Raw genomic sequence first — 24,560 nt, forward strand, 5'->3', positions numbered from 1 at the left:
AAAATGGAGAAAAAGTGAAGGGATGATGGCGAAATGAAGAGGGCTTTCGCCCTCACTCAGGCGTTACTTCAGTAAATATTGCGCATGGAAGCGCAGGTGATCCTCAATAAACGACGCAATAAAGTAATAGCTGTGATCGTAACCCGGCTGGATGCGTAACGTCATCGGCCATGCGGTCTGACGTGCCGTTTCGGCCAGTACCGCGGGCTGCAATTGATCGGCAAGAAACTGATCGTTGTCCCCTTGATCGATAAGCGTCGGAATCGCATCTTCGGGCCTGCTGGCCAACATTAACGCGCAGCTATCCCATTCGGCCCACAGCGATTTATCTTCACCCAGATAAGCGCTAAAAGCCTTCTCGCCCCACGGAACGCGGCAAGGGTTAACGATGGGGGCAAAAGCGGAGATGCTGGTGTATTTCCCCGGATTTTTCAGCGCCATAATCAACGCCCCGTGGCCACCCATGGAATGTCCGCTGATGGCGCAACGATCGCTGACGTTAAACTGCGATTGGATCAGTGCCGGAAGCTCATCACGCAGATAGTCATACATGCGAAAATGGCTTGCCCACGGTTGCTGGGTGGCATTGAGGTAAAACCCAGCCCCCTGGCCTAAATCGTAGCCATCATCGTTGGCTACTTGATCGCCGCGTGGACTGGTATCCGGCATCACCAGCACAATACCCAGCTCAGCCGCCACACGTTGCGCACCCGCTTTGGTGGTGAAGTTTTCGTCATTGCAGGTCAGGCCCGACAACCAGTACAGCACCGGAGGCGGGGTATTCTCACGAGGCGGGGGAAGAAAGATGCTGAAAGTCATAGCGCAATTTAACGTGGCGGAGTCGTGACGCCAGCGTTGCTGCCAGCCTTCAAAACAGCGGTGCTCTTCAAGCATTTCCATGCGTGGCTCCTTGTTGTGTTGAACCTGAATATGTTTGCGAATTCATCATAATACAGATTATTCATTGCACTGTGAGTAACTTTCACTTCCGCATTGGGCAAACATACTTCATCATCTATATAACTTTACATTAACACTCAACATCGCCGGGCTGAACGCTACGTGAATTTGATACGCTGAAAGGCTGTGCCAATTTCAATAATTATCGCGGTGAATACTGGATTATGTGCGCCGCCTCACGCACAATGTTCTGGCTGACACAGCCTAAAAACTTTGCCCCATGCAGGGCAGAGGCGCCACACCTGCAGGAGAAAAAGAAATGTCATCACTCAGTAAAGAAGCGGCTTTGGTTCATGAAGCGCTGGTCGCGCGTGGTCTCGAAACACCACTGCGCCCGCCCGTGCAGGAGATGGATAACGAAACGCGCAAACGTCTTATCTCAGGCCATATGACCGAGATTATGCAATTGCTCAATCTCGATTTGAGCGATGACAGTTTGATGGAAACTCCGCATCGCATTGCGAAAATGTATGTCGATGAGATTTTCTCCGGTCTCGATTACGCCAACTTCCCGAAAATCACCGTCATTGAAAACAAAATGAAGGTGGACGAGATGGTTACGGTCCGCGATATCACGCTGACCAGCACCTGCGAGCATCACTTTGTCACTATCGATGGTAAAGCGACGGTGGCGTATATCCCGAAAGATTCAGTCATTGGCCTGTCGAAGATCAACCGCATTGTGCAGTTCTTCGCGCAGCGTCCGCAGGTGCAGGAACGTCTGACCCAGCAAATTCTCACCGCGCTGCAAACGCTGCTTGGGACGAATAATGTTGCGGTGTCGATTGATGCGGTGCATTACTGCGTGAAAGCGCGCGGTATTCGCGATGCGACCAGCGCGACCACCACCACTTCTCTGGGTGGATTGTTTAAGTCCAGCCAGAACACGCGTCAGGAATTCCTGCGCGCAGTACGTCATCACAACTGATTAGGGCAGGGGCCATGGAGCGTAATGTCACGCTGGATTTTATTCGTGGCGTCGCCATTCTTGGCATCCTGCTTCTCAATATTAACGCCTTTGGCTTGCCAAAGGCGGCATATCTCAATCCCGCCTGGTATGGCAATATCACCTTATCCGACGCCTGGAGCTGGGCGGTGCTTGATCTCTTCGCACAGGTCAAGTTTCTCACGCTGTTTGCATTACTGTTTGGGGCAGGGCTGCAAATGCTGCTCCCGCGCGGCAAACGCTGGATCCAGTCGCGGCTTACGTTACTGGTGCTGTTGGGTTTTATTCACGGTTTACTCTTCTGGGACGGCGATATCCTGTTGGCGTATGGCTTAATTGGTCTGATTTGCTGGCGGTTGATTCGCGATGCCCCTTCGGTAAAAAGCCTGTTTAACACCGGCGTCCTGCTTTATCTGGTGGGGATTGGCGTACTGTTGCTGCTGGGCGTTATCTCCGGCGGGGAAACCAGTCGGGCCTGGACGCCGGATGCCTCAGCTTTGCTATATGAAAAATACTGGAAAGTGAATGGCGGTCTGGAAGCGGTCAGCAATCGCGTGGATATGATGTCCAATAGCTTGCTGGCACTGGGCGCGCAGTACGGCTGGCAACTGGCTGGGATGATGCTGCTTGGCGCAGCATTAATGCGCAGCGGCTGGCTGAAAGGGCAGTACAGTCTGCAGCATTATCGACGTACCGGCGTACTGTTGGTCATTATTGGCATGGCGATTAACCTGCCTGCTATTATCATTCAGTGGCATTTGGAGTGGGCCTACCGCTGGTGTGCTTTCCTGTTACAAGCTCCGCGCGAGCTGGGCGCGCCGTTGCAGACTATTGGCTACGCCGCCCTGATGTTTGGCTTCTGGCCGCAGTTGAGCCGCTTAAAGTGGGTGATTGCCATCGCCTGCGTGGGACGTATGGCGTTAACTAACTATCTGTTGCAAACCTTAATTTGCACCACGCTGTTTTATCAATTCGGCTTGTTTATGAAATTCGATCGGCTGGAGCTGCTCTGTTTCGTCATTCCTGTCTGGGCCGTTAATCTTCTGTTCTCCGTCATTTGGCTGCGTTTTTACCGGCAGGGCCCGGTAGAGTGGCTGTGGCGTCAATTAACCCTGCGTGCTTCAGGGACATCATTACCACGTACATCCAGATAACGATCTGGATCACATTCATTAACAAAATGGATGTAAGCGCTTTCATTCCTGTGACATCACTCACGCAGTCCGTTTCATTGTGCTGACAAAATACCCAGCCTGGGGTGTCTGTGGCTAACCGCAATCTAAAACAGGGCAGTGAATATGGTAACCATCCGTGATGTGGCACGACAGTCTGGCGTATCTGTAGCGACCGTTTCCCGCGTACTGAACAACAGTGCGCTGGTGAGTCCCGACACGCGTGAAGCGGTGATGAAAGCAGTCACTCAGTTAGGCTATCGACCTAACGCCAATGCGCAGGCGCTGGCGACACAGGTAAGTGACACCATTGGTGTGGTGGTGATGGATGTGTCAGATGCATTTTTTGGCGCGCTGGTTAAAGCTGTCGATATGGTTGCCCAGCAGCATCAGAAATATGTCCTGATTGGCAATAGCTATCATGAGGCTGAAAAAGAACGCCATGCTATCGAGGTTTTGATTCGCCAACGCTGTAACGCTCTGATTGTTCACTCTAAAGCGCTCAGCGATCGGGAACTGGCAGAGTTTATGGATCAGATCCCTGGCATGGTGCTGATCAATCGCCTTGTTCCGGGTTACGCCCACCGTTGCGTCTGCCTGGATAATATCAGCGGCGCCAAAATGGCGACCCGCATGCTGCTGAATAATGGTCATCAACGCATTGGTTACCTGGCATCAAGCCACCGTATTGAAGATGATGCGATGCGCAAAGAAGGGTGGTTATCGGCCCTGAAAGAACAAGGAATTGATGCGGCGGAAAGCTGGATCGGTACCGGTTCGCCCGATATGCAGGGCGGAGAGTCTGCCATGGTGGAGCTGCTGGGGCGCAATTTGCAACTGACGGCGGTCTTCGCCTACAACGACAACATGGCAGCGGGCGCACTGACCGCGTTAAAAGACAACGGTATCGCCATCCCATTACATCTTTCTATCATTGGCTTTGATGATATTCCCATTGCGCGTTACACCGATCCGCAGCTGACAACTGTGCGCTATCCCATCGCCTCAATGGCAAAAATGGCGACGGAGCTTGCGCTGCAAGGCGCGGCGGGCACGTTAGATCCTGCGGCGTCGCATTGCTTTATGCCGACACTGGTGCGTCGTCATTCTGTGGCATTGCGGCAGAATGCGGCACCGATCACTAACTCATAAAGTCGAACTATGTAACCGTTTTCAATATGTGAGTAAATTCACAGTATATTAACAATGCGATAGCTATGATGACACTGTTTGTTGCGCTGTAACTACTATGTAACGGTGAATAATCACTTTCATCGAGGTATTGGTGCCTTAAACAAAAATTAAAGCCAGTTTTTGGAGCGTTGCCAGGCACGGAAGAATTATTTTTAAAAGTGAGCTTCGGCGTTCAGTAACACTTCAGTAACGTTCTGCCTGCCGAGCATTTATCTCAAGTACTACCCTGCATAATAAAACCGGAGATACCATGAATAAGAAGGTGTTGACCCTGTCTGCTGTAATGGCAAGCATGTTATTCGGCGCGGCTGCGCACGCTGCTGATACCCGCATTGGTGTGACGATTTATAAGTACGACGATAACTTTATGTCTGTGGTACGTAAGGCTATTGAAAAAGATGCCAAAGCGGCGCCTGACGTACAGTTGCTGATGAATGACTCGCAGAACGATCAGTCCAAACAAAACGACCAGATCGACGTGTTGCTGGCAAAAGGCGTTAAAGCACTGGCGATTAACCTGGTTGACCCGGCAGCTGCAGGCACGGTAATTGAAAAAGCACGCGGTCAGAACGTCCCGATCGTGTTCTTCAACAAAGAACCTTCTCGTAAAGCGCTGGACAGCTATGACAAAGCGTATTACGTCGGTACTGACTCTAAAGAGTCTGGCATTATTCAGGGTGACTTGATTGCTAAACACTGGGCTGCTAACCCGAACTGGGATCTGAATAAAGACGGTAAAATCCAGTTTGTTCTGCTGAAAGGCGAACCGGGACACCCGGATGCTGAAGCACGTACCACTTACGTGATCAAAGAGCTGAACGACAAGGGCATTAAAACTGAGCAACTGCAGTTAGATACCGCGATGTGGGATACCGCTCAGGCGAAAGATAAGATGGATGCGTGGATGTCCGGTCCGAACGCTAACAAAATTGAAGTGGTTATCGCCAACAACGATGCGATGGCGATGGGCGCAGTTGAAGCACTGAAAGCGCACAACAAAACCAGCGTACCGGTGTTTGGCGTGGATGCGCTGCCTGAAGCGCTGGCCCTGGTGAAATCCGGCGCCATGGCCGGTACCGTGCTGAACGATGCCAACAACCAGGCGAAAGCGACCTTCGATTTGGCGAAAAACCTGGCTGATGGCAAAGGCGCAGCAGACGGCACTAACTGGAAAATTGACAACAAAATTGTTCGCGTTCCGTACGTCGGTGTCGATAAAGATAATCTGGCTGAGTTCACTAATAAATAAATCTCCGTCTATGGGCGCAATGTCATTGCGCCCTTAATAACGCGCTTTGCAAGGCCAACAAGGTATATTTATGGTCAGCACACATACTCAGTCGTCAGGCGAATACTTGTTGGAAATGACCGGCATTAACAAGTCTTTCCCCGGCGTTAAGGCTCTTGATAACGTTAATTTAAAGGTCCGCCCGCATTCAATTCACGCCTTAATGGGCGAGAACGGCGCGGGGAAATCCACATTATTGAAATGTCTTTTCGGCATCTATCAAAAAGATTCCGGTAGTATTTTATTTCAGGGTAAAGAAATCGATTTTCATTCGGCGAAAGAAGCGCTTGAAAATGGTATTTCGATGGTCCACCAGGAATTAAACCTGGTATTACAACGTTCCGTGATGGACAACATGTGGTTGGGGCGCTATCCCACCAAAGGTATGTTTGTCGATCAGGAAAAAATGTACCGTGATACCAAAGCGATATTTGATGAGCTGGATATTGATATCGATCCGCGGGCGCGCGTCGGTACATTATCCGTTTCACAAATGCAGATGATCGAAATTGCGAAAGCCTTCTCCTACGATGCCAAAATCGTCATCATGGATGAGCCGACGTCATCGTTAACCGAGAAAGAAGTTAATCATCTGTTCACCATCATTCGTAAGCTGAAAGAGCGTGGATGCGGTATTGTTTATATTTCTCACAAAATGGAAGAAATTTTCCAGCTATGTGATGAAATTACCGTGCTGCGCGACGGGCAGTGGATCGCAACCCAGCCGCTGGAAGGGCTGGATATGGACAAGATCATCGCCATGATGGTTGGACGTTCGCTGAACCAACGTTTTCCCGATAAAGAAAACAAGCCTGGTGAAGTGATACTGCAAGTGCGTAACCTGACCTCATTGCGTCAGCCGTCGATTCGTGATGTCTCGTTTGATTTGCACAAAGGAGAAATCCTCGGGATTGCCGGTCTGGTAGGCGCAAAACGCACTGATATCGTTGAAACGCTTTTTGGTATTCGTGAGAAATCATCGGGTACGATTACGTTACACGGCAAAAAAATTAATAACCACAGCGCCAATGAAGCCATCAACCATGGCTTTGCACTGGTCACGGAAGAGCGCCGCTCAACCGGTATTTATGCGTATCTGGACATTGGTTTTAACTCGTTAATCTCCAATATCCAAAACTATAAAAATAAAGTCGGTCTGCTGGATAATTCCCGCATGAAGAGTGATACCCAGTGGGTGATTGACTCTATGAGGGTGAAAACGCCGGGCCATCGTACGCAAATCGGTTCACTTTCCGGAGGGAATCAGCAAAAGGTGGTTATTGGCCGTTGGCTATTAACGCAGCCAGAAATCCTGATGCTGGATGAACCAACACGTGGTATCGATGTCGGCGCAAAATTTGAAATTTATCAGTTGATAGCCGAACTCGCGAAAAAAGATAAGGGGATTATTATTATTTCCTCTGAAATGCCGGAGCTGCTGGGTATTACCGATCGTATTCTGGTGATGAGCAATGGTCTCGTTGCCGGAATTGTTGACACTAAAACGACAACGCAAAACGAAATCCTCCGTCTTGCGTCTTTGCACCTTTAAGATTAGGGGCTCCTCATGAGTGCGTTAAATAAGAAAAGTTTTCTTACTTATCTGAAAGAAGGCGGAATATACGTTGTTCTTTTGGTTTTGCTGGCAATTATTATTTTCCAGGATCCCACTTTCTTAAGTTTACTCAACCTGAGTAATATTCTGACGCAATCCTCAGTGCGTATTATTATCGCATTGGGTGTTGCCGGACTGATTGTGACGCAAGGGACAGACCTGTCGGCAGGGCGTCAGGTTGGTCTGGCGGCAGTGGTGGCGGCAACCTTACTGCAATCGATGGATAACGCCAACAAGGTATTCCCGGAAATGGCGACGATGCCGATCATCGTGGTGGTACTGATTGTTTGCGTCATCGGCGCGATTATCGGTCTGGTGAACGGTATCATCATCGCGTATCTGAACGTGACGCCGTTTATTACCACCTTGGGTACGATGATCATCGTCTACGGGATCAACTCCCTGTACTATGATTTTGTCGGCGCATCGCCAATTTCTGGCTTTGACAGCGGATTCTCTACCTTTGCGCAGGGCTTTATCGCGCTGGGCAGTTTCCGACTCTCTTATATCACCTTCTATGCGCTGATTGCCGTGGCCTTTGTGTGGGTGCTGTGGAACAAGACCCGCTTCGGTAAAAACATTTTTGCTATCGGCGGTAACCCAGAGGCGGCGAAAGTGTCTGGCGTGAACGTCGCGCTGAACCTGCTGATTATCTATGCGTTGTCTGGTGTGTTCTATGCCTTCGGTGGTTTGCTGGAAGCGGGACGTATCGGCTCGGCGACCAACAACCTCGGTTTTATGTATGAGCTGGATGCGATTGCGGCGTGCGTGGTTGGCGGCGTCTCGTTTAGCGGTGGGGTAGGAACCGTCTTCGGCGTGGTGACCGGTGTGATTATCTTTACCGTCATCAACTACGGGCTGACTTACATCGGCGTTAACCCATACTGGCAGTACATTATTAAGGGCGGCATCATCATCTTCGCGGTGGCGCTGGACTCCCTGAAGTACGCGCGTAAGAAGTAACGATAAAACGCCAAAAGGCCGGTGCAGCGCAATCTTCATCGGCCTTTTTTGTCCGCGTTATAATGTTAGCGCGTGCTCTTTCTCTCCGGGTTTAAATTTTACTTCACCCAGGTCGATACAGGCGACCGGGCAAACGTGGCCGCACAGCAAGCATCCCACACATTTTTCCGTGTCGCAGTGTGGGGTTCGGGTTTCCTCATTCCATTCCATCGCCTGATGCCCGCCGTCATAACAGGAAATGTAGCAGCGACCACACCCCACGCATTTATCGAGATGGATGTTTGGGTAGACGATGTAGCTACGGTCAAGATCTTCAGCGGGGATGATATTGGCATTGGCAAGGCCCACCATCTCCTCCAGTGAGTCAAATCCTTGATCGGCGAGGTAATGTGACAGCCCGCTGGTCATGTCCTCCACAATCCGATAACCATACTGCATTATCCCGGTGGTCACCTGCAGCGTGGCCGCGCCTAACAGTAAAAACTCGGCGGCATCTTCCCAGTTTTCTATACCCCCGATGCCGCTAATCGGGAAATCGCGCAGTTCAGGGTGCATGCGCAGTTGCTGAATAAATCGCAGGGCGATAGGTTTAACGGCCTTGCCGGAGTAGCCGGAAATACTGGATTTACCGTTGACGACCGGCATCCCAATTTTCCGGTTCAGATCGATATTGGTAATGGATTTAACCGTATTGATGGTTGCGATACCGTCGGCGCCACCGCGTTTTGCCGCCAGCGCAACCTCACACATATCACCGATATTCGGTGTCATTTTAGCCAGCATCGGCAGGGAAGAGCCGCGTTTAACTGCCCGACAATATTTTTCGACCAGCTCAGGGCTTTGCCCAACATCGCTACCCATGGCATGTGAGGTCATTTGCGGGCAAGAGAAGTTGCATTCGATCATGTCTGCACCCGCCTCTTCGACCAGCCGTGCCAGCTCCTGCCACTGCTGTTCATTTTCCCCCATGATCGATGCAATCAGCACGTTATCCGGGTAGTCCTGTTTCAGCCGGCGAATAGCGGCCAGATTTTCCTCCAGCGGGTGCTCGGCAATTTGCTCCATATTTTTGAAGCCAACAAAGCCGGTATCTTCTTTGGTCAGATGGTCAAAGCGTGGAGAGACTTCATTTGCAATAAAGAAACCAATGGTTTTAAAAACAATACCGCCCCAGCCGGTGTCATAGGCTTTGGCGCACATGTCATAGCAGTTGCCCACCGGAGAAGAAGAGAGGCAGAACGGGTTGGGGAATTTGACGCCGCAAAAAGTAATAGAAAGATCTTTCGTTAACATGAGCAAGCTCCCTCTAAGTAGTGATGAATGGCCTGAGCGGCTTCTTTTCCGGTTTTCACGGCGTAAACCACCGTTTTATCGCCTTTTACAATATCGCCCGCGGCAAACAAAGCGGGATCGGCGGTTTGATAATGATGCGTGTCGATAAGATTGCGCTGTGGTTTTAACGCGGCGAAATGTTCAAGTTGAGCATGTTGACCAACGGCGAGAATAATATGTTCGGCTTCAAGCGTCAGTTCTCCCGGCAGGCGTACGTGTTTAAAAGTAACCCGGTTTCCGCTAACCGCCACAGGCGTGAAACCGTCAATAATCGATACCCCTAACGCTTGTGTGCTGCTGAACTCTTTATCGCTGGCTGGGAAATCGGCCAGTTCTTCACGGGCGACACAGGTAACTGACGGACAGCCCAGCAGTTTCAACGTGCTGGCGACATCCATCGCGACATCGCCGCCGCCGATGATCAATGCGCTTTGCGCGACGGTAATATCGCCGCTGGTTTGCCGGGCTCGTTGCAGAAAATCGACGGCGATTTCAACGTGATTGGCCTTCTCAAACAGCGGTAACGTTGAACCGTAAGACATCCCTACGGTAACCAGTACGGCGCGGTATTCTGTTTTGAGTTGCTCAATGGAAAGGGCAGTGCCGACTTCACAATTGCATTTGATTGTTACGCCCATTTCAACGATACGAGCAATTTCGTTATCTAAAACAGCATGCGGCAGACGAAACTCTGGAATGCCATAGCGTAACCAGCCGCCAGGTTGGGCCTGCTTTTCATAGATAGTGACGTCATAGCCCAGATTGCTTAGCGTTACGCTGGCTTGTAATCCTGCCGGGCCTGCGCCAATGATGGCGATCTTGCCACGTGTTTTTGTGGCGGGCTGATAAATTTTCATTGCGGTCTGCTGCTCAAAGTCGGTAATAAAGCGTTGCAGACGTGCAATATCAATCGGCTTATCAATACCTGAGCGTGTACACCCGCGTTGGCATAACTTTTCGGTTGGGCATACCCGGGCGCATACTGCCCCAAGTGCGTTATTTTCACGAATAGTTTCGGCTGCACCCTTAAAATTACGAAAATAAATGGAGCGAATAAATTTTCCCGGGTCAGTTTGCGCCGGACAATCCTGGCTACAGGGGGCATCGTGACATAATAAACAGCGAGAAGCCTCTTTTATGGCTAATAATGGCGTAAAAGCAGGCGTGAGCTCATCCAGATAATTTTGTTGTGGCATATTTTCTTCCTTAATGCGTGAGTAAATTAAGGCAAACCGTTAATAACAAAATATAAAAATCGAAAGGCTATTCTTAAGGCTAAGCACTGCAGGAAGAGTATTCTGTGAAAGGATTCACAAATAGAAGAGTGTTGGCGGGAAATGCTGGCGGGCAGCATTAATCCCTTAATTTGAAATGGTAACCGTTATCATAATATTAGCTATTCTCAAACGCTAATATAAAAATAATATCTTTATCGATAGAAAATTAAGTAAATAACCATACCGAAGGATAAACATCCGCATCCGGCATAAACCAACACATAGGACCAAAATTGCAGGGGCTCTTGATGGCGATAAGCGTATACCGGTTCGCGCGTATTCTTCTTAATTTTATCTACGGCCCCGGTGCGCCAGCCTTTCCAGGCCTCACGGAAACAAAACACAGGAATGAGCAGAAAGGCCAACACGACGAAGAGGGTTTGTACATCCATGCTTATTTTCCTTGTTTCTTTTGTAATTCGAGTAATTGTTCAGGCGTAACCGCCGGATACCCCTGCGCATCGTCGGGTACCTGATGCATGGTAGGGATGGGTACCAGTGGGCCTAAAAAACGGGGTTCACGTTTAAAAATATAGAGATCGGCGAGTGCGCCAAAACGCGCGCCGAATTCGCGTACCCGCACGGTAAGCATATTTTTTGGTGAAGGCACCGCATAGCACTGGGCCTGAATGCCCATATGCAGCGCAATAAACAAGGCGCGTTCACAGTGGAATCGCTGAGTAATAATGATGAAATCGTTGGTATCGAATACCTTACGGGTACGCACGATGGAGTCGAGCGTACGGAACCCGGCGTAATCAAGCACAATGTCAGCCGGATCGACCCCTGCGGCAATCAGATCCTTACGCATCGTCATGGGTTCATTATAGCTTTGCTGCGCGTTGTCGCCGCTCAGCAACAGATAGTTTACCTTCCCGCTGTTATAGGCGTTCAAGGCGCCCTGAATACGGTAGCGGTAATACTGGTTGATAACGCCGGTTCGATAGTATTTTGCCGTACCCAGGACCACACCGACCTGGCGGTAGGGTAAATCCTGTAATTCGTCGTAGATATAGGGGGCAGTCTTCCAGCTCATCCATCTGTCGAGTCCAAGCACAGTCAACAGCAGCAGGCCTGACAGGACTAACAGGCTGTAAAACACGCGCTTTAACATGCAGAAAACTCGTTATTTGGGTGGAATTTCAATCAGGCTACTGTACCGGAAGACGTAGCGCAAGAAACAGCAGTCTGATTGAGGGGATTTTAGTCACTGTTACCCGGTTAGCGCAGCGCCACCGGGCTTTATGATTTAACTGAGCAGCACGCGCTCAATATTGTCGCAGCCCAGCGCGTGCAGGGTGGCGGAGGTCGCATCCCACTGGATTAACGGCGCATCGGCTTTTTCTGCCAGCACCGCGCGTTGAATGTCCGGATAGTCGTAACCGTTCAGACTCAACAGGTTTAATGCGCCTTGCAGCGGTGGGAGGGTGGGGTTAAAGGCGGCGTTTTCAGCATAGCTGCCACTGAAAATGCGCCCGTCTTTACACTCGAGCGCCACGCCGCTTGGCGATTTGCTGTACGGCATATGGCATCTGTTGGCGGCGGTAATTGCCGCCTGGGTCAGGGCGTCGCCCTGCAGCGCGAAGCCGTGATCCTGGTCGTCCATCAGTAGCGTTTTGATGTCGAGATCTTTTGGCCCGAACGCGTCCGGGAGATAGTCGCGCAGTGCGTGTGGTTCGCGCCCAGGCAGGTGAATGCGTAAATCCAACCCGCTGTTCAGTTCGTTCATAAACTGGCGGCAGTGGCCGCAAGGGGTGTAGTTAACGGTGATGGCGGCGAGGCCTTTTTCTCCGCGCAGCCAGGCGTGGCTGATGGCGCTTTGCTCGGCATGAACGGTTTGCTGCATTGTTGCGCCCAGGAACTCCATGTTGCCACCGAAGTACCAGGTGCCGCTAATGCCGCGAGAGATCGCGCCCACGTTGAAGTTGGAAAGCGGGGTACGTGCGCAGGCCGCAGCCAGCGGCAGCAGAGCGAATGCCAGCGCGTCTTCGTCCAGTCCCGATTCGCGTTTCAGCAAAGAGACCTGCTCAGCAGTCAGCATGGCGGGGAAATGCGTATCCGCCAGAACAGGGGCCAGGGCTGATTGCAAGTTATCCGCGAGTTGGGCAAAAGCAGTTTGAAAACGTGGATGCATGGCGATGCCTCATAACAATGTAATGGAATCGTAGTTTACGGGCCTGTTACGGCTTTATATGTGATCCAAATCTCATTGTGTGTGCAACTTATGAAACTTAAATGAAAAATGTGCAACGCATCGCAAATAAATAACCAAAAAGTGAAGGTTAGCCGACCACTGCCAGAATAACCGGGAACAGGAACGGGGCGACCAACGAGGTGATAATGCCGCAAATGACCAGCGCCAGAGAGCTAAACGCGCCTTCCTGATAATCCAGTTCTGCGCAACGCGCGGTTCCCAGGGCGTGTGAAGCGGTACCCATTGCCAGTCCTCGCGCGGCCTTCGTGCGAATGCGCATAGCATTCAGTAAAGTATGACCAAATACCGCCCCGAGAATGCCGACGAAAATGACGCACACCGCGCTGATGGCCGGAATACCACCAATACTTCCTCCCACCGCCATCGCGATAGGCGTGGTGACCGATTTCGGCATGATTGACGCGGCAATTTCCGGTGAGGCACCCATCAACAGGGCGATTGTTGTGCCGGTAACCATCGCCACGACGCTCCCCGCAAAACAGATAGCGATTATCGATTTCCAGCGCGCGCGAATTTGGTGCAGCTGTTCGTATAACGGATAGGCCAGCGCGACCACGGCAGGTTGCAGTAAATCGTTCAGCACCTCGCTGCCTTTGAAATAGTGATCGTAGGGAATTCCGGTCAGCATCAGAATGGGAATAATCACCACCATCGCGACCAGCAGCGGATTCAGCAGCGGCATTTTAAAGCGTGCTGCCAGCTTACGTGCGCCAAAGAACACCGCGAGAGTAAGGGGCAACGACCACCAGATATATGTCATCATTCTTTCGAACCTTTTTGGCCAACAATTTTGCGTTCACCGTGTACAAGATGCGAGCTCCAGCTCACCACGAGGAAAACAACCAGCGTACTGATGGTGCATGACACCACCACAGGGCCAAATTGTGCGCGGAGCAAATCAAAGTACTGCATGATCCCCACGCCAATCGGGACAAATAACAGGGCCATATAGCGAATCAGGACATAACAGCCGGGATTAACCCATTTTGCCGGTAATACCTGCAATGCCAGTAAGACAAACAGAATCAGCATGCCAATGATGCTGCCCGGAATCGTGATCGGCAACAGCGAAGCGATAAAAATACCTGCATAGAGGCAGGCATAGATCAGGACGAATGCGCGCAAATATTGCCAGATAATGTTCAGTGATTTGCTCATAATTGAAACCCTTGACGAGACTGATTCATCATACAATTAAACTTCAAAACGTGCTACCGATCACATCATGAATTCTAAGCATAGAGGAAATAGACGTCTGGAACATTGCGCATATGATCGCGCTAAACCTGCGCCAGGTAATACAAAAAACGACTCAGGGCTGTGGTAGGCGTTTCATTGTTGCGCCAGAATACGCCTACGCTGCCTTTTTGTTCAATCTTCGGCAGATTCAGGATAGCCAGTTGTCCCTGGGCGGCGTAACGCTGTGCCAGACGCAGAGAAAGAATAGAAACCATGTCGCTACTTTGCAGCAGGTTGGTGCTGACGTTTATCGACGCTGATTCAATGGTGTTTTCCGGCAGCATTACGCCATTATCGACCAGCGCGTTGTCAATGCTAATGCGAATGGGGGTGCCTGTCGGCCAGACAATCCAACGCCAGTTAGCCAGATCGTTCCAGGTGAGCAGGGGATATTTTGCCAGCGGATGATCGGGGCGGGCGACAAAACAGACCGGCTCGGTATAGAGCACCTGGTAATTAAGCGGCAGCTGAAGCGCCCGGCCGCCAACGCGACCGACGACGACATCCACTGAACCCGCCAGCAGATCGTGCAGTAACGGGGTCATCACTTTCTCTTCAATATTGAGATGCAGAGTGGGTAGCTCCGTAAGCAAGCCCAGTATTGCCTGTGAAACGCAGTCGGTCGCCACCGGCGAGCAGCCAATCTTCAGACTTCCCACCAGACCGCCTTGCTTGAAACGGGCAATTTCGTACTGCGAACGCTCCATATCATTGATCAGGCGTTGAGCATGTTGCAGCAACAGCTTGCCGCCTTCAGAGGGGCGTAAGCCTTTGCTATGTCGTTCAAAGAGCGTGATGCCAATCTCATCTTCGAGCTGTGATAACCATTTGGACAAGGCAGGCTGGGTGATATTCATCATTCGGGCGACGTGAGTCAAATTTCCCTGTTCCCCTAGCGCGACCAGCGTTTGCAGGTGGTGCAACTTCAGTTTCTGTGCCCAGTTAGCCATTTGCTATAACCTCCAGGTTATGCCTCTGCATGAAAAGCCATTGTACATTTCATCTCCAAACATACAAAGTCGCAACATACCTAAAACAAAACAGACATCTACTCTACCTGCACTGAGGCATTCACTATGACTCAACAACGTGATCTACAAGCACTAATAGATTCCGCCCCCGTCGGTAAGACGCAGTGGCGCGTGATTATTTGCTGTTTTTTGGTCGTCATGCTCGACGGTTTTGATACCGCGGCGATTGGTTTTATCGCACCCGATATACGCACTCACTGGCAATTGACCGCCGGGGATCTGGCGCCGCTTTTTGGCGCAGGACTACTGGGGCTAACTGCTGGCGCGTTGCTCTGCGGCCCGCTGTCCGATCGTTTTGGCCGTAAACGGGTGATTGAGCTTTGCGTGGCGCTGTTTGGCGCGCTGAGTCTGATCTCTGCTTTTTCGCCCGATCTGCAAACGCTGGTCATTTTGCGTTTCCTTACCGGGTTAGGTCTGGGCGGCGCGATGCCTAATACCATCACCATGACGTCGGAATACCTGCCTGCCCGTCGGCGTGGCGCATTGGTCACCATGATGTTCTGCGGCTTTACTCTCGGATCGGCTATGGGCGGCATCGTCAGCGCTCAACTGGTGCCGGTTATTGGTTGGCACGGCATTCTGGTGCTGGGAGGCGTTTTGCCGCTCATGCTATTTGTCGCCCTGCTGTTTGCGCTACCGGAATCCCCGCGCTGGCAGGTTCGTCGCCAGCTACCGCAAAACGTGATTGCCAGAACTGTCAGCGCTATTACCCGGGAACGTTATGACGATACCCATTTTTATCTCAACGAAGGGTCAGCGATTGCCAAAGGCAGTATCCGCCAGCTGTTCGTCGGGCGACAGTTGCCCATTACCCTGATGTTATGGGTGGTGTTCTTTATGAGCCTGCTGATTATTTATCTGCTCTCCAGTTGGATGCCAACGCTGCTTAACCATCGAGGAATCGACCTGCAACATGCCTCCTGGGTGACTGCGGCCTTCCAGATTGGCGGTACGTTAGGCGCGCTGGCGCTGGGCGTACTGATGGATAAATACAATCCTTTCCGCGTGCTGGCGGTGAGCTATGCGCTGGGGGCGGTATGTATCGTCATGATTGGCCTGAGCGAAAACGGCCTGTGGCTGATGGCGTTGGCGATTTTTGGCACCGGCATCGGGATTAGCGGTTCTCAGGTGGGTCTCAATGCGTTAACCGCCACCCTTTATCCGACGCAAAGCCGGGCGACGGGCGTCAGCTGGTCTAATGCCATTGGCCGCTGCGGCGCGATTGTCGGTTCGCTTTCCGGCGGCGTGATGATGGCGATGAATTTCTCATTCGATAACCTGTTTTTCATTATTGCCGTTCCGGCGGCCATCAGCGCGGTGATGCTTACGCTGCTGACGGTTGTTGTTCGCCAGTCGGCCTCTGTCCCTGACGCCTTGCCACGCGCAGGCATCGTGAATGAATAAGGAGAATCCCTATGTCTGAACTGAATCAGGATGTTAAGAACAGCCGTCAGCAGTTTTACCAGCATATTTCCGGGCAGAATCTGACCCCGCTGTGGGAGTCGTTGCACCGTCTGGTACCGTCAACGCCGAACGCGAATTGCGCGCCTGCGTACTGGAACTATCAGGAGATCCGTCCGCTACTGCTGGAAAGCGGCGATCTGATTGGCGCGAAAGAGGCGATTCGCCGCGTGCTGGTGCTGGAAAACCCAATGCTGCGCGGACAGTCTTCAATCACCCCGACGCTGTACGCGGGATTACAGTTGATTATGCCGGGCGAGGTTGCGCCGAGCCACCGCCATAATCAGTCTGCGCTGCGCTTTATTGTCGAAGGGAAAGGGGCATTTACCGCCGTCGATGGCGAGCGCACCCAGATGCATGAAGGCGATTTTATTCTGACGCCGCAATGGCGCTGGCACGATCACGGCAACCCAGGCAGCGAACCGGTAGTGTGGCTGGACGGTCTGGATCTGCCGCTGGTGAATCTGCTGGGCTGCGGCTTTGCGGAAGACTACCCGGAAGATCAGCAGCCGGTCACACGCAAGGAAGGGGATTATTTACCGCGCTATGCGGCCAACATGTTGCCGCTGCGTCATCAGAAGGGTAACTCATCGCCCATTTTCAACTATCGCTACGATCGTAGCCGTGAAGCACTGCATGACCTGACCCGCATGGGCGAAGCCGACGAGTGGGATGGTTACAAGATGCGCTACGTGAACCCGGTAACCGGCGGTTATCCCATGCCGTCAATGGGGACCTTCCTGCAATTGTTGCCGAAGGGCTTTTCTTCACGGATGGCGCGTACCACTGACAGCACTATCTACCATGTGGTGGAAGGAAGCGGGCGGGTCACCATCGGCAACGAAACCTTCAACTTTTCGCCAAAAGATATCTTCGTGGTGCCGACCTGGCACGGTGTGTCGTTCCAGGCCAGCGAAGATGCCGTCTTATTCAGTTTTTCGGACAGACCGGTTCAGGAAGCGCTGGGGTTGTTCCGTGAAGCACGCTATTAATTTGGGAGAGAGAAAATGACGCAATACGTATTCGAACCACAAGCGCCTGTTACCGTTCCGGTGGTTGGTAGTGATGAACAATTTCCCGTGCGCCGCGTTTACTGTGTGGGGCGCAACTATGCTGCACATGCGCGTGAAATGGGCTTTGACCCGGATCGCGAACCGCCGTTCTTCTTCTGTAAACCGGCCGACGCGGTGGTTCCGGTGGCAGCTGGTCAAACCCTTGAACTGCCGTACCCGTCGCAGACCGATAACTATCACTACGAGATAGAGCTGGTGGTGGCGATTGGTAAAAAGGGCAGCGATATACCGCTGGAAAAAGCGCACGAATATATCTGGGGCTATGCCACCGGTCTGGATATGACCCGTCGTGACAGGCAGATGGAGATGCGCCAGATGGGGCGTCCGTGGGAAATCGGCAAAGCGTTTGATCTCTCTGCGCCCATCGCGCCGCTGCATAAAGCCAGTGAAATCGCTGATGTTAACAATGCGCCTATCTGGCTGCAGGTTAACGGCGACGATCATCAGCGGAGCGATATTCGCCACCTTATCTGGTCTGTGAATGAAACCATCAGCTATCTGTCCGGATTTTTCGAACTGCAGCCGGGCGATCTGATCTACACCGGTACGCCGGAAGGCGTGGGGGCGGTAGTGAAAGGGGATGTGATCACTGGCAACGTAGACGGTTTAACCCCCATCGCCGTGAAGATTGTCTGAGGTGGATGATGAAGCTGTACAGTTTCTTTAATAGCTCCGCGTCATATCGCGTGCGTATTGCGCTGGCGCTGAAAGGGCTCGATTACCAGACGGTGGGCGTCAACATTCGTATCGGTCAGCAGAACGAGCTGGCCTACCGGCGGATGAATCCGGTGGGGCTGGTGCCGACGCTGGTGACCGACGACGGAGAATCGCTTGGACAATCGCTGGCGATAATCGACTGGCTGGATGGCCACTTTCCGCAGTCGCCGCTGCTGCCTGCTGAATTCCCGATGCGCAGTCGGGTGCTGGAAATTGTTTATGCCATCGCTTGTGATATCCACCCCGTGAATAATCTGCGGGTACTGCGCTACCTGAGCGACGAATTAAAGATCAGTGAAGAGGATAAAAAACGCTGGTATGCGCACTGGATCCAGCAAGGGTTAAGCGCAGTGGAACAGATGCTGCGCCAGAGTCATTCGGGGGCGTTCTGCGTGGGTGATGCGCCGACGCTGGCGGATTGCTGCCTGATCCCGCAATGGGCGAACGCGCTACGTATGGGCTGCGATTTGAGCGCATATCCACGCTGTAAGGCGGTCTATGATGCCTGTACCCAGCTTCCGGCGTTTATCGCCGCCGCGCCCGAGAATCAACAAGACAAAATTCCGGCCTGATAAGGAGAACGACAATGGCTAAAGTGACACGCGCAATTATCGTGGGGGGTGGGATTGGCGGCGCGGCGACCGCGTTATCGCTGGCCCGTCAGGGAATCAAAGTGATGTTGCTGGAGAAAGCGCATGAGATTGGCGAAATCGGCGCGGGCATTCAGCTCGGGCCAAACGCGTTCTCTGCTCTCGACAGCCTTGGCGTGGGAGAGGTTGCCCGCCAGCGCGCCGTTTTTACCGATCATATCACCATGATGGATGCGGTAAATGCGCAGGAAGTCGTGCGTATTGAAACCGGACAGGCGTTCCGCGATCACTTTGGCGGTCCTTATGCGGTTATCCATCGGGTGGATATTCATGCTTCTGTGTGGGAAGCGGCGCTGGTTCATCCCAACGTTGAGTATCGCACTTCAACTAACGTGGTTGATATTCGCCAGACCGAGAATGACGTGACGGTATTTGACGAGCATGGCAACAGCTGGACGGCAGATATTTTGGTCGGCTGTGACGGTGTGAAGTCAGTTGTCCGTCAGTCTCTGATTGGCGATGCGCCACGCGTGACCGGGCACGTGGTCTACCGCGCTGTGATTGATTGCGATGATATGCCGGAAGATTTGCGCATTAACGCGCCGGTGCTGTGGGCCGGACCGCACTGTCACCTGGTGCACTATCCGCTGCGCGGCGGCAAACAATACAATCTGGTGGTGACCTTTCATAGTCGTCAGCAGGAAGAGTGGGGCGTTAAGGATGGCAGTAAAGAGGAGGTGCTCTCCTATTTTGCCGGTATTCATCCACGTCCGCGCCAGATGCTGGATAAACCGACATCATGGCGGCGCTGGTCCACCGCTGACCGCGAGCCGGTCGAGAAATGGGGTACCGACCGCATTACGCTGGTGGGTGATGCCGCGCACCCGGTGGCGCAATATATGGCGCAGGGAGCCTGTATGGCGTTGGAAGATGCCGTCACGCTTGGTAAGGCGTTACAGCAGTGTGACGGCGATGCGGCTGATGCCTTTGCCCTGTATGAGTCGGTGCGCATTCCGCGTACGGCGCGGATTGTCTGGTCGACGCGCGAAATGGGCCGCGTTTATCACGCCGCGGGCGTCGAGCGCCAGGTGCGTAATCTGCTGTGGAAAGGTAAATCACAGGCGGAGTTTTATCGCGGTATGGAGTGGCTGTACGGCTGGAAAGAAGATAACTGTCTGTTGCCGCGCTGAGCCTCTTTAATCTCCCGAACGGAGGCGCTACCATAGCGCCTCTTTTTTTGCGGGTGACGATATGCGTGTTTTACTGGCGCCGATGGAAGGCGTGCTCGATTCCCTGGTGCGCGAGCTGCTGACTGAAGTGAATGATTACGATCTATGCATCACCGAGTTTGTGCGCGTGGTGGATCAGCTCCTGCCGGCAAAAGTATTTCACCGGCTCTGCCCGGAACTGCATAACAACAGCCGCACGCCATCCGGCACGCGGGTGCGCATACAGCTATTGGGCCAGTACCCGCAGTGGCTGGCGGAGAACGCCGCCCGCGCGGTCGAACTGGGATCGTACGGTGTCGATCTGAACTGCGGTTGCCCGTCGAAGCTGGTCAACGGCAGCGGCGGTGGCGCGACGTTATTGAAAGATCCTGAGCTTATCTACCGCGGCGCAAAAGCCATGCGCGAGGCTGTGCCGGACCCTCTCCCGGTGACGGTGAAAGTACGTCTGGGCTGGGACAACAGCGACCGACAGTTTGAAATTGCCGATGCCGTCCAGCAGGCTGGCGCCAGCGAACTGGTGGTGCATGGTCGTACCAAAGAGCAGGGCTATAAGGCCGAGCATATTAACTGGCAGGCGATTGGCGAAATTCGCCAGCGACTTACCATTCCGGTTATCGCAAATGGTGAAATCTGGGACTGGCAGAGCGCCAAGGATTGTATGGCCATCAGCGGATGCGATGCGGTGATGATCGGTCGTGGTGCGTTAAATATCCCGAACCTGAGTCGCGTGGTGAAGTACAACGAGCCGCGTATGCCCTGGCCTGACGTCGTGATGCTGCTGCAAAAATATACCCGTCTCGAAAAGCAGGGTGACACGGGGTTGTATCATGTGGCGCGTATTAAGCAGTGGTTAGGGTATTTGCGTAAAGAATATTCAGAAGCCACGGCGTTGTTTCAGGAGATTCGCGCGTTAAACAATTCGCCGGATATCGCTCGGGCGATTCAGGCCATCGAGATTACCGCCTGACGTCAGTTCTGGTAGGCCGGATAAGGCGTTTACGCCGCCATCCGGCATCAGAGAGAATAATCGCCTGACATTTCTGCTATCAGGCCTGGGCTAAAAGACAACATCAGAAAATCATCTTAAACACGCCGGTTACCACCAACAGTCCAATCAGAAAAATAATTAGAATAATCCACAGCAGAATTTTCATTAACTTTCCTTTTTTTGGTAAATTCAGATTGAGTATAGGAAAGTATCAACTATTCTGCCTGGCGGCGCTGTTATGCGGGTTTACGTGCGCTTAGCAGAAACACCATTGGCCGCTCTTTTTCTTCATCCAGCGCCGGGTTTTCAGCAATCTGCTGCGCAGAGGGTCCCCATTCATCAACACACACAATGTCGAATCCGGCGGCAATGAGCGCGTTAATCCAGGTCGCCAGCTTGCGATGCTGTTTTTTAACGCCTTCAGCAAACCAGTTACTGATACGCTCGCCTTCTTGTTGGTAATGATTAACCGGCCAGGACAGCTGCCCGGTTTTGTCTTTTATCCAGCCCTGGTTAAGCGGTGCGGTATAAATGGGGTGCTCGGCAGAGAAAACCAACATGCCTCCCGGTGTTAATGCCTGGTAAATCGTTACGAATAATCGTTCAATATCGTGTAAATAGTGCAGGGCAAGAGAGCTATACGCCAGGTCGAAAGACGCCGGCGAGAGCGTAAGCGTTTCGAGATCTTCACGGCGATAGACGATGCCATTGCCGTGAGTCATATTATGCGCCTGGGTTAACATCTTTTGTGAGATATCCAGCCCCACGACGCTGGCGGCATGATTATCGCGCGCGTAGCGACAAAACCAGCCATATCCGCAGCCCAAATCGAGAATGTTTTTACCCTGCAGAGCGGGGAGCATAGTTTGTATTGCTGGCCATTCCGGTGCGCCATCAAGCCCTTTTACTGAACGATCCAGCGTGGCATATCCGGCAAAGAATTCCGGGTCGTCATAAATATTCTGTGACATAAGGTTTCCATCTATAAATTATTAAAATTATTTAATCTATATTATTTGTGTGGTGTATATTTTTCTGATTATATATTTTTATTGCCAAAGATGTATTGCCACGCGTAACTAAAAAAGTAACAGCGACAAGTCGTACTCTCTGCGCATCTTTTCTTACCTGTATATCTCCATGAATCGTAATTCTGTTTTTGCCGCGACGGCATTGTTGCCCCTTTTTATTCTCATGGCTGGCTGTGCGCCTATGCATGATGACCGTCAGTCTCTGTCGCAGCAGACCCCTGCTGCGAATGTCGATTCCGCATTACCTGCGGCGTTAAAAAATGGCTGGCCGGACAGCCAATGGTGGAAGGCATACCACGATCCTCAGCTTAATGCGCTGATTGACAGCACGTTGCGAAACTCTCCTGATATGCAGGTGGCGGAACAGCGCATTCAACTGGCGGAGGCGCAGGCGAAGGCCGTTGAGGCGCAGGATGGTCCGGAGATCGATTTTTCTGCGGACGTTGAGCGTCAGAGAATGTCAGCTGAAGGGCTGATGGGACCGTTTGCCATTACCGATCCTGCCGCCGGAACGACAGGCCCGTGGTACACCAACGGGACGTTTGGTTTAACCGCCGGCTGGAATCTGGATCTGTGGGGGAAAAATCGGGCCGAAGTGACGGCGCGTATTGGGGCCGTTAAAGCGCGTGAAGCTGAGCGTGAACAAACCCGCCAACTGCTGGCGAGCGGTGTTTCGCGTCTGTACTGGGAATGGCAAACGCAGGCGGCACTGAAAAGCGTGCTGACGCAGATTAAAAATGAGCAACAGAACGTGATAACTGTCGATCGTCAGCTGTATCAAAACGGCATTACCTCATCAGTGGAAGGCGTTGAGACCGATATCGATTCCAGTAAAACGGATCAGCAGCTGAACGATGTTAACGGCAAAATGAAAGTGATTGAGGCGCGGCTGAGCGCCCTGACTAATTCACAGTCTACCGTTCTGAAACTGCATACCAGTAAGTTACCTACCGTAGAAAGCCAGCTCCCGTCTCAGTTAGGTTATTCGCTGCTGGCCCGTCGACCGGATTTACAGGCCGCGCACTGGTATATTGAATCATCCCTGAGCAGCATTGATGCGGCCAAAGCCGCGTTTTATCCGGACGTGAATTTGATGGCATTTTTACAACAAGATGCGTTACATCTGAGCGATCTGTTCCGCCATTCCGCGCAGCAAATGGGCGTCACTGCCGGACTCACGCTGCCTATTTTCGACAGCGGCAGATTGAATGCCAATCTTGATATCACCAAAGCGCAAAGCAACCTGACGGTGGCGAATTACAACAAAGCCGTGGTAGATGCGGTGAATGACGTGGCGCGTGCCGCATCGCAGGTGGAAACACTGGCGCAGAAGAATCAGCATCAGCAGCAGATCGAACATGATGCACAGCGTGTGGTGGGACTTGCGCAGGCGCGATTTAACGCCGGTATTATCGCGGGTTCCCGGGTCAGCGAAGCAAAGATCCCGGCGTTACGTGAGCAGTGTAACGGTCTGGTATTGCAAGGCCAGTGGCTGGATGCTTCCATTCAGTTGACCAGCGCGCTGGGCGGCGGTTACCACGCGTCGTAACACACCTGCCCGGTAGATGCCGCTCTACCGGGCCGTCTTCTTGCTGCTGCGTTTTTTCAACCACCAGCGCGCGCCTACCACCAGTACAATCACCAGAACCAGCCATATCCAGTGCTCAATGTGCTGGTCGAGATTGTGCAGCCACGGCGCGATGACTTCTCCCCCCACATAACCCAGAGTGGTAAATATCAGCGCCCACACCAGCGCCCCGAGAATATTGAGCGGTAAAAAGATCTTCGGTGGCAGGTGACTGGCGCCAATCAGCAAAGGGCCAATAACGCGAAAACCGTACATAAAACGCGTGCCGACCACGAACAGATAAGGACGCCGTTGGATCATCTTCTGCGCGTAATCAATTTTTGCCTGATGACGCGAAAAACGCCGCAGAATTTTGCCGCCAAAACGACGTCCGAGTAAATAGAGCAACTGATCGCCAATCATCCCGCCCAGCGCGACGGAGAGCACCACCAGCGGAAATTTAAGTACTCCCTGATGGGCCGCGACGCCGCCTAACAGGGTAATGGTTTCCCCTTCAGCCAGACTGCCAATCACTAATGCGGCATAGCCGTATTGCGCAACATAATGATTTATATCCATACGATTGTATGACCTCCACCGCTTATAGCATACACCCTATGAATACCTGATGCCGGAAAAGCCGCGCCGTAGCGATCCGGTATTTTCTCTGTG

At 52.3% G+C, this 24,560-nt stretch carries 25 protein-coding genes; 13 read left to right on the forward strand and 12 right to left on the reverse strand.

Features of this window, described 5'->3' with window-relative positions; genetic code table 11:
- Positions 1 to 63: 63 nt before the first annotated feature.
- A complete protein-coding gene (fghA, locus tag AC534G_RS08645) occupies positions 64 to 900 on the reverse strand; it encodes an S-formylglutathione hydrolase (RefSeq protein ID WP_085047873.1) in 837 nt (278 codons plus the stop codon).
- A gap of 319 nt (positions 901 to 1,219) precedes the next feature.
- Here fghA and folE point away from each other — a divergent pair, with 319 nt between their 5' ends.
- The 6 genes from folE to mglC all read left to right on the forward strand — a co-directional run bounded on the left by folE (position 1,220) and on the right by mglC (position 8,138).
- On the forward strand, positions 1,220 to 1,888 hold the full coding sequence (gene folE / locus AC534G_RS08650) for a GTP cyclohydrolase I FolE (protein ID WP_003027410.1): 669 nt from the start codon (positions 1,220 to 1,222) through the stop codon (positions 1,886 to 1,888).
- A gap of 14 nt (positions 1,889 to 1,902) precedes the next feature.
- Positions 1,903 to 3,060 (forward strand): DUF418 domain-containing protein YeiB, encoded by a 1,158-nt coding sequence (yeiB, locus tag AC534G_RS08655; protein WP_038641994.1) that lies wholly within the window; start codon positions 1,903 to 1,905, stop codon positions 3,058 to 3,060.
- Between the two features lie 144 nt (positions 3,061 to 3,204).
- Positions 3,205 to 4,230, forward strand: a complete 1,026-nt coding sequence (gene galS, locus AC534G_RS08660) for an HTH-type transcriptional regulator GalS (protein ID WP_038641992.1) — start codon at positions 3,205 to 3,207, stop codon at positions 4,228 to 4,230.
- A gap of 292 nt (positions 4,231 to 4,522) precedes the next feature.
- On the forward strand, positions 4,523 to 5,521 hold the full coding sequence (gene mglB / locus AC534G_RS08665; RefSeq protein WP_006683804.1) for a galactose/glucose ABC transporter substrate-binding protein MglB: 999 nt from the start codon (positions 4,523 to 4,525) through the stop codon (positions 5,519 to 5,521).
- Between the two features lie 70 nt (positions 5,522 to 5,591).
- Positions 5,592 to 7,112 (forward strand): galactose/methyl galactoside ABC transporter ATP-binding protein MglA, encoded by a 1,521-nt coding sequence (gene mglA, locus AC534G_RS08670; protein WP_005129207.1) that lies wholly within the window; start codon positions 5,592 to 5,594, stop codon positions 7,110 to 7,112.
- A gap of 15 nt (positions 7,113 to 7,127) precedes the next feature.
- Complete coding sequence (mglC, locus tag AC534G_RS08675; RefSeq protein WP_006683806.1) at positions 7,128 to 8,138, forward strand: galactose/methyl galactoside ABC transporter permease MglC; 1,011 nt, start codon at positions 7,128 to 7,130, stop codon at positions 8,136 to 8,138.
- Positions 8,139 to 8,195: 57 nt separating this feature from the next.
- Here mglC and preA read toward each other — a convergent pair whose 3' ends face one another.
- The 8 genes from preA to AC534G_RS08715 form a co-directional block, all read right to left on the reverse strand.
- Entirely contained in the window at positions 8,196 to 9,431 is a 1,236-nt protein-coding gene (gene preA, locus AC534G_RS08680) for an NAD-dependent dihydropyrimidine dehydrogenase subunit PreA (protein WP_038641987.1), read from the reverse strand.
- Positions 9,425 to 10,666: an NAD(P)-dependent oxidoreductase gene (locus tag AC534G_RS08685; RefSeq protein WP_110497405.1), complete on the reverse strand. Its 1,242-nt coding sequence runs from the start codon at positions 10,664 to 10,666 to the stop codon at positions 9,425 to 9,427. The genes preA and AC534G_RS08685 overlap by 7 nt, the downstream gene beginning before the upstream one ends.
- A 233-nt stretch (positions 10,667 to 10,899) precedes the next feature.
- Positions 10,900 to 11,139 carry a DUF2542 family protein gene (locus AC534G_RS08690; RefSeq protein WP_038641982.1) on the reverse strand — a complete coding sequence of 80 codons (240 nt, stop codon included), beginning with the start codon at positions 11,137 to 11,139 and terminating at the stop codon, positions 10,900 to 10,902.
- A gap of 2 nt (positions 11,140 to 11,141) precedes the next feature.
- The gene (gene sanA / locus AC534G_RS08695; protein WP_110497407.1) at positions 11,142 to 11,861 is read right to left on the reverse strand and encodes an outer membrane permeability protein SanA; all 720 of its coding nucleotides are present in this window, start codon (positions 11,859 to 11,861) and stop codon (positions 11,142 to 11,144) included.
- A 135-nt stretch (positions 11,862 to 11,996) separates the two neighbouring features.
- Positions 11,997 to 12,881, reverse strand: a complete 885-nt coding sequence (gene cdd, locus AC534G_RS08700; protein WP_110497408.1) for a cytidine deaminase — start codon at positions 12,879 to 12,881, stop codon at positions 11,997 to 11,999.
- A gap of 148 nt (positions 12,882 to 13,029) precedes the next feature.
- On the reverse strand, positions 13,030 to 13,725 hold the full coding sequence (locus tag AC534G_RS08705) for a CidB/LrgB family autolysis modulator (protein WP_038641977.1): 696 nt from the start codon (positions 13,723 to 13,725) through the stop codon (positions 13,030 to 13,032).
- On the reverse strand, positions 13,722 to 14,120 hold the full coding sequence (locus AC534G_RS08710) for a CidA/LrgA family protein (RefSeq protein ID WP_038641975.1): 399 nt from the start codon (positions 14,118 to 14,120) through the stop codon (positions 13,722 to 13,724). The genes AC534G_RS08705 and AC534G_RS08710 overlap by 4 nt, the downstream gene beginning before the upstream one ends.
- Before the next feature lie 122 nt (positions 14,121 to 14,242).
- Positions 14,243 to 15,151: a LysR substrate-binding domain-containing protein gene (locus AC534G_RS08715; protein WP_085047876.1), complete on the reverse strand. Its 909-nt coding sequence runs from the start codon at positions 15,149 to 15,151 to the stop codon at positions 14,243 to 14,245.
- 126 nt (positions 15,152 to 15,277) lie between these two features.
- On the opposite strand from AC534G_RS08715, the gene mhbT reads away from it, so the two are divergent.
- From mhbT to dusC, 6 genes are all read left to right on the forward strand, one after another.
- Positions 15,278 to 16,636, forward strand: coding sequence for a 3-hydroxybenzoate transporter MhbT (mhbT, locus tag AC534G_RS08720; RefSeq protein WP_110497410.1), 1,359 nt, complete (start codon positions 15,278 to 15,280; stop codon positions 16,634 to 16,636).
- 11 nt (positions 16,637 to 16,647) lie between these two features.
- Positions 16,648 to 17,685 (forward strand): gentisate 1,2-dioxygenase, encoded by a 1,038-nt coding sequence (gtdA, locus tag AC534G_RS08725; RefSeq protein ID WP_038641971.1) that lies wholly within the window; start codon positions 16,648 to 16,650, stop codon positions 17,683 to 17,685.
- A gap of 15 nt (positions 17,686 to 17,700) precedes the next feature.
- Positions 17,701 to 18,402 (forward strand): fumarylacetoacetate hydrolase family protein, encoded by a 702-nt coding sequence (locus AC534G_RS08730; RefSeq protein ID WP_038641969.1) that lies wholly within the window; start codon positions 17,701 to 17,703, stop codon positions 18,400 to 18,402.
- Positions 18,403 to 18,410: 8 nt separating this feature from the next.
- Positions 18,411 to 19,055, forward strand: coding sequence for a maleylacetoacetate isomerase (gene maiA / locus AC534G_RS08735; protein WP_038641966.1), 645 nt, complete (start codon positions 18,411 to 18,413; stop codon positions 19,053 to 19,055).
- A gap of 14 nt (positions 19,056 to 19,069) precedes the next feature.
- On the forward strand, positions 19,070 to 20,263 hold the full coding sequence (locus AC534G_RS08740; RefSeq protein WP_085047880.1) for a 3-hydroxybenzoate 6-monooxygenase: 1,194 nt from the start codon (positions 19,070 to 19,072) through the stop codon (positions 20,261 to 20,263).
- 61 nt (positions 20,264 to 20,324) lie between these two features.
- On the forward strand, positions 20,325 to 21,269 hold the full coding sequence (gene dusC, locus AC534G_RS08745) for a tRNA dihydrouridine(16) synthase DusC (RefSeq protein ID WP_110497411.1): 945 nt from the start codon (positions 20,325 to 20,327) through the stop codon (positions 21,267 to 21,269).
- Positions 21,270 to 21,372: 103 nt separating this feature from the next.
- On the opposite strand, the gene yohP is transcribed toward dusC, so the two are convergent.
- Positions 21,373 to 21,456: a small membrane protein YohP gene (gene yohP, locus AC534G_RS08750; RefSeq protein ID WP_087855921.1), complete on the reverse strand. Its 84-nt coding sequence runs from the start codon at positions 21,454 to 21,456 to the stop codon at positions 21,373 to 21,375.
- Positions 21,457 to 21,526: 70 nt separating this feature from the next.
- A complete protein-coding gene (locus AC534G_RS08755; RefSeq protein ID WP_085047882.1) occupies positions 21,527 to 22,261 on the reverse strand; it encodes a class I SAM-dependent methyltransferase in 735 nt (244 codons plus the stop codon).
- 169 nt (positions 22,262 to 22,430) lie between these two features.
- Here AC534G_RS08755 and mdtQ point away from each other — a divergent pair, with 169 nt between their 5' ends.
- Complete coding sequence (gene mdtQ / locus AC534G_RS08760) at positions 22,431 to 23,870, forward strand: multidrug resistance outer membrane protein MdtQ (RefSeq protein WP_038641958.1); 1,440 nt, start codon at positions 22,431 to 22,433, stop codon at positions 23,868 to 23,870.
- A gap of 24 nt (positions 23,871 to 23,894) precedes the next feature.
- Here the strand turns inward: mdtQ and AC534G_RS08765 are convergent, their stop codons facing one another.
- A complete protein-coding gene (locus AC534G_RS08765) occupies positions 23,895 to 24,467 on the reverse strand; it encodes a DedA family protein (protein ID WP_110497413.1) in 573 nt (190 codons plus the stop codon).
- Between the last annotated feature and the right edge of the window lie 93 nt (positions 24,468 to 24,560).

It is taken from the genome of Citrobacter sp. CRE-46 (genome assembly GCF_059615875.1).

What these genes read in the sequence shown, in the direction of transcription:
- fghA (WP_085047873.1), bottom strand. Translation starts at nt 900, where the DNA reads ATGGAAATGCTTGAAGAGCACCGCTGTTTTGAAGGCTGGCAGCAACGC.
- folE (WP_003027410.1), top strand. Translation starts at nt 1,220, where the DNA reads ATGTCATCACTCAGTAAAGAAGCGGCTTTGGTTCATGAAGCGCTGGTC.
- yeiB (WP_038641994.1), top strand. Translation starts at nt 1,903, where the DNA reads ATGGAGCGTAATGTCACGCTGGATTTTATTCGTGGCGTCGCCATTCTT.
- galS (WP_038641992.1), top strand. Translation starts at nt 3,205, where the DNA reads ATGGTAACCATCCGTGATGTGGCACGACAGTCTGGCGTATCTGTAGCG.
- mglB (WP_006683804.1), top strand. Translation starts at nt 4,523, where the DNA reads ATGAATAAGAAGGTGTTGACCCTGTCTGCTGTAATGGCAAGCATGTTA.
- mglA (WP_005129207.1), top strand. Translation starts at nt 5,592, where the DNA reads ATGGTCAGCACACATACTCAGTCGTCAGGCGAATACTTGTTGGAAATG.
- mglC (WP_006683806.1), top strand. Translation starts at nt 7,128, where the DNA reads ATGAGTGCGTTAAATAAGAAAAGTTTTCTTACTTATCTGAAAGAAGGC.
- preA (WP_038641987.1), bottom strand. Translation starts at nt 9,431, where the DNA reads ATGTTAACGAAAGATCTTTCTATTACTTTTTGCGGCGTCAAATTCCCC.
- AC534G_RS08685 (WP_110497405.1), bottom strand. Translation starts at nt 10,666, where the DNA reads ATGCCACAACAAAATTATCTGGATGAGCTCACGCCTGCTTTTACGCCA.
- AC534G_RS08690 (WP_038641982.1), bottom strand. Translation starts at nt 11,139, where the DNA reads ATGGATGTACAAACCCTCTTCGTCGTGTTGGCCTTTCTGCTCATTCCT.
- sanA (WP_110497407.1), bottom strand. Translation starts at nt 11,861, where the DNA reads ATGTTAAAGCGCGTGTTTTACAGCCTGTTAGTCCTGTCAGGCCTGCTG.
- cdd (WP_110497408.1), bottom strand. Translation starts at nt 12,881, where the DNA reads ATGCATCCACGTTTTCAAACTGCTTTTGCCCAACTCGCGGATAACTTG.
- AC534G_RS08705 (WP_038641977.1), bottom strand. Translation starts at nt 13,725, where the DNA reads ATGATGACATATATCTGGTGGTCGTTGCCCCTTACTCTCGCGGTGTTC.
- AC534G_RS08710 (WP_038641975.1), bottom strand. Translation starts at nt 14,120, where the DNA reads ATGAGCAAATCACTGAACATTATCTGGCAATATTTGCGCGCATTCGTC.
- AC534G_RS08715 (WP_085047876.1), bottom strand. Translation starts at nt 15,151, where the DNA reads ATGGCTAACTGGGCACAGAAACTGAAGTTGCACCACCTGCAAACGCTG.
- mhbT (WP_110497410.1), top strand. Translation starts at nt 15,278, where the DNA reads ATGACTCAACAACGTGATCTACAAGCACTAATAGATTCCGCCCCCGTC.
- gtdA (WP_038641971.1), top strand. Translation starts at nt 16,648, where the DNA reads ATGTCTGAACTGAATCAGGATGTTAAGAACAGCCGTCAGCAGTTTTAC.
- AC534G_RS08730 (WP_038641969.1), top strand. Translation starts at nt 17,701, where the DNA reads ATGACGCAATACGTATTCGAACCACAAGCGCCTGTTACCGTTCCGGTG.
- maiA (WP_038641966.1), top strand. Translation starts at nt 18,411, where the DNA reads ATGAAGCTGTACAGTTTCTTTAATAGCTCCGCGTCATATCGCGTGCGT.
- AC534G_RS08740 (WP_085047880.1), top strand. Translation starts at nt 19,070, where the DNA reads ATGGCTAAAGTGACACGCGCAATTATCGTGGGGGGTGGGATTGGCGGC.
- dusC (WP_110497411.1), top strand. Translation starts at nt 20,325, where the DNA reads ATGCGTGTTTTACTGGCGCCGATGGAAGGCGTGCTCGATTCCCTGGTG.
- yohP (WP_087855921.1), bottom strand. Translation starts at nt 21,456, where the DNA reads ATGAAAATTCTGCTGTGGATTATTCTAATTATTTTTCTGATTGGACTG.
- AC534G_RS08755 (WP_085047882.1), bottom strand. Translation starts at nt 22,261, where the DNA reads ATGTCACAGAATATTTATGACGACCCGGAATTCTTTGCCGGATATGCC.
- mdtQ (WP_038641958.1), top strand. Translation starts at nt 22,431, where the DNA reads ATGAATCGTAATTCTGTTTTTGCCGCGACGGCATTGTTGCCCCTTTTT.
- AC534G_RS08765 (WP_110497413.1), bottom strand. Translation starts at nt 24,467, where the DNA reads ATGGATATAAATCATTATGTTGCGCAATACGGCTATGCCGCATTAGTG.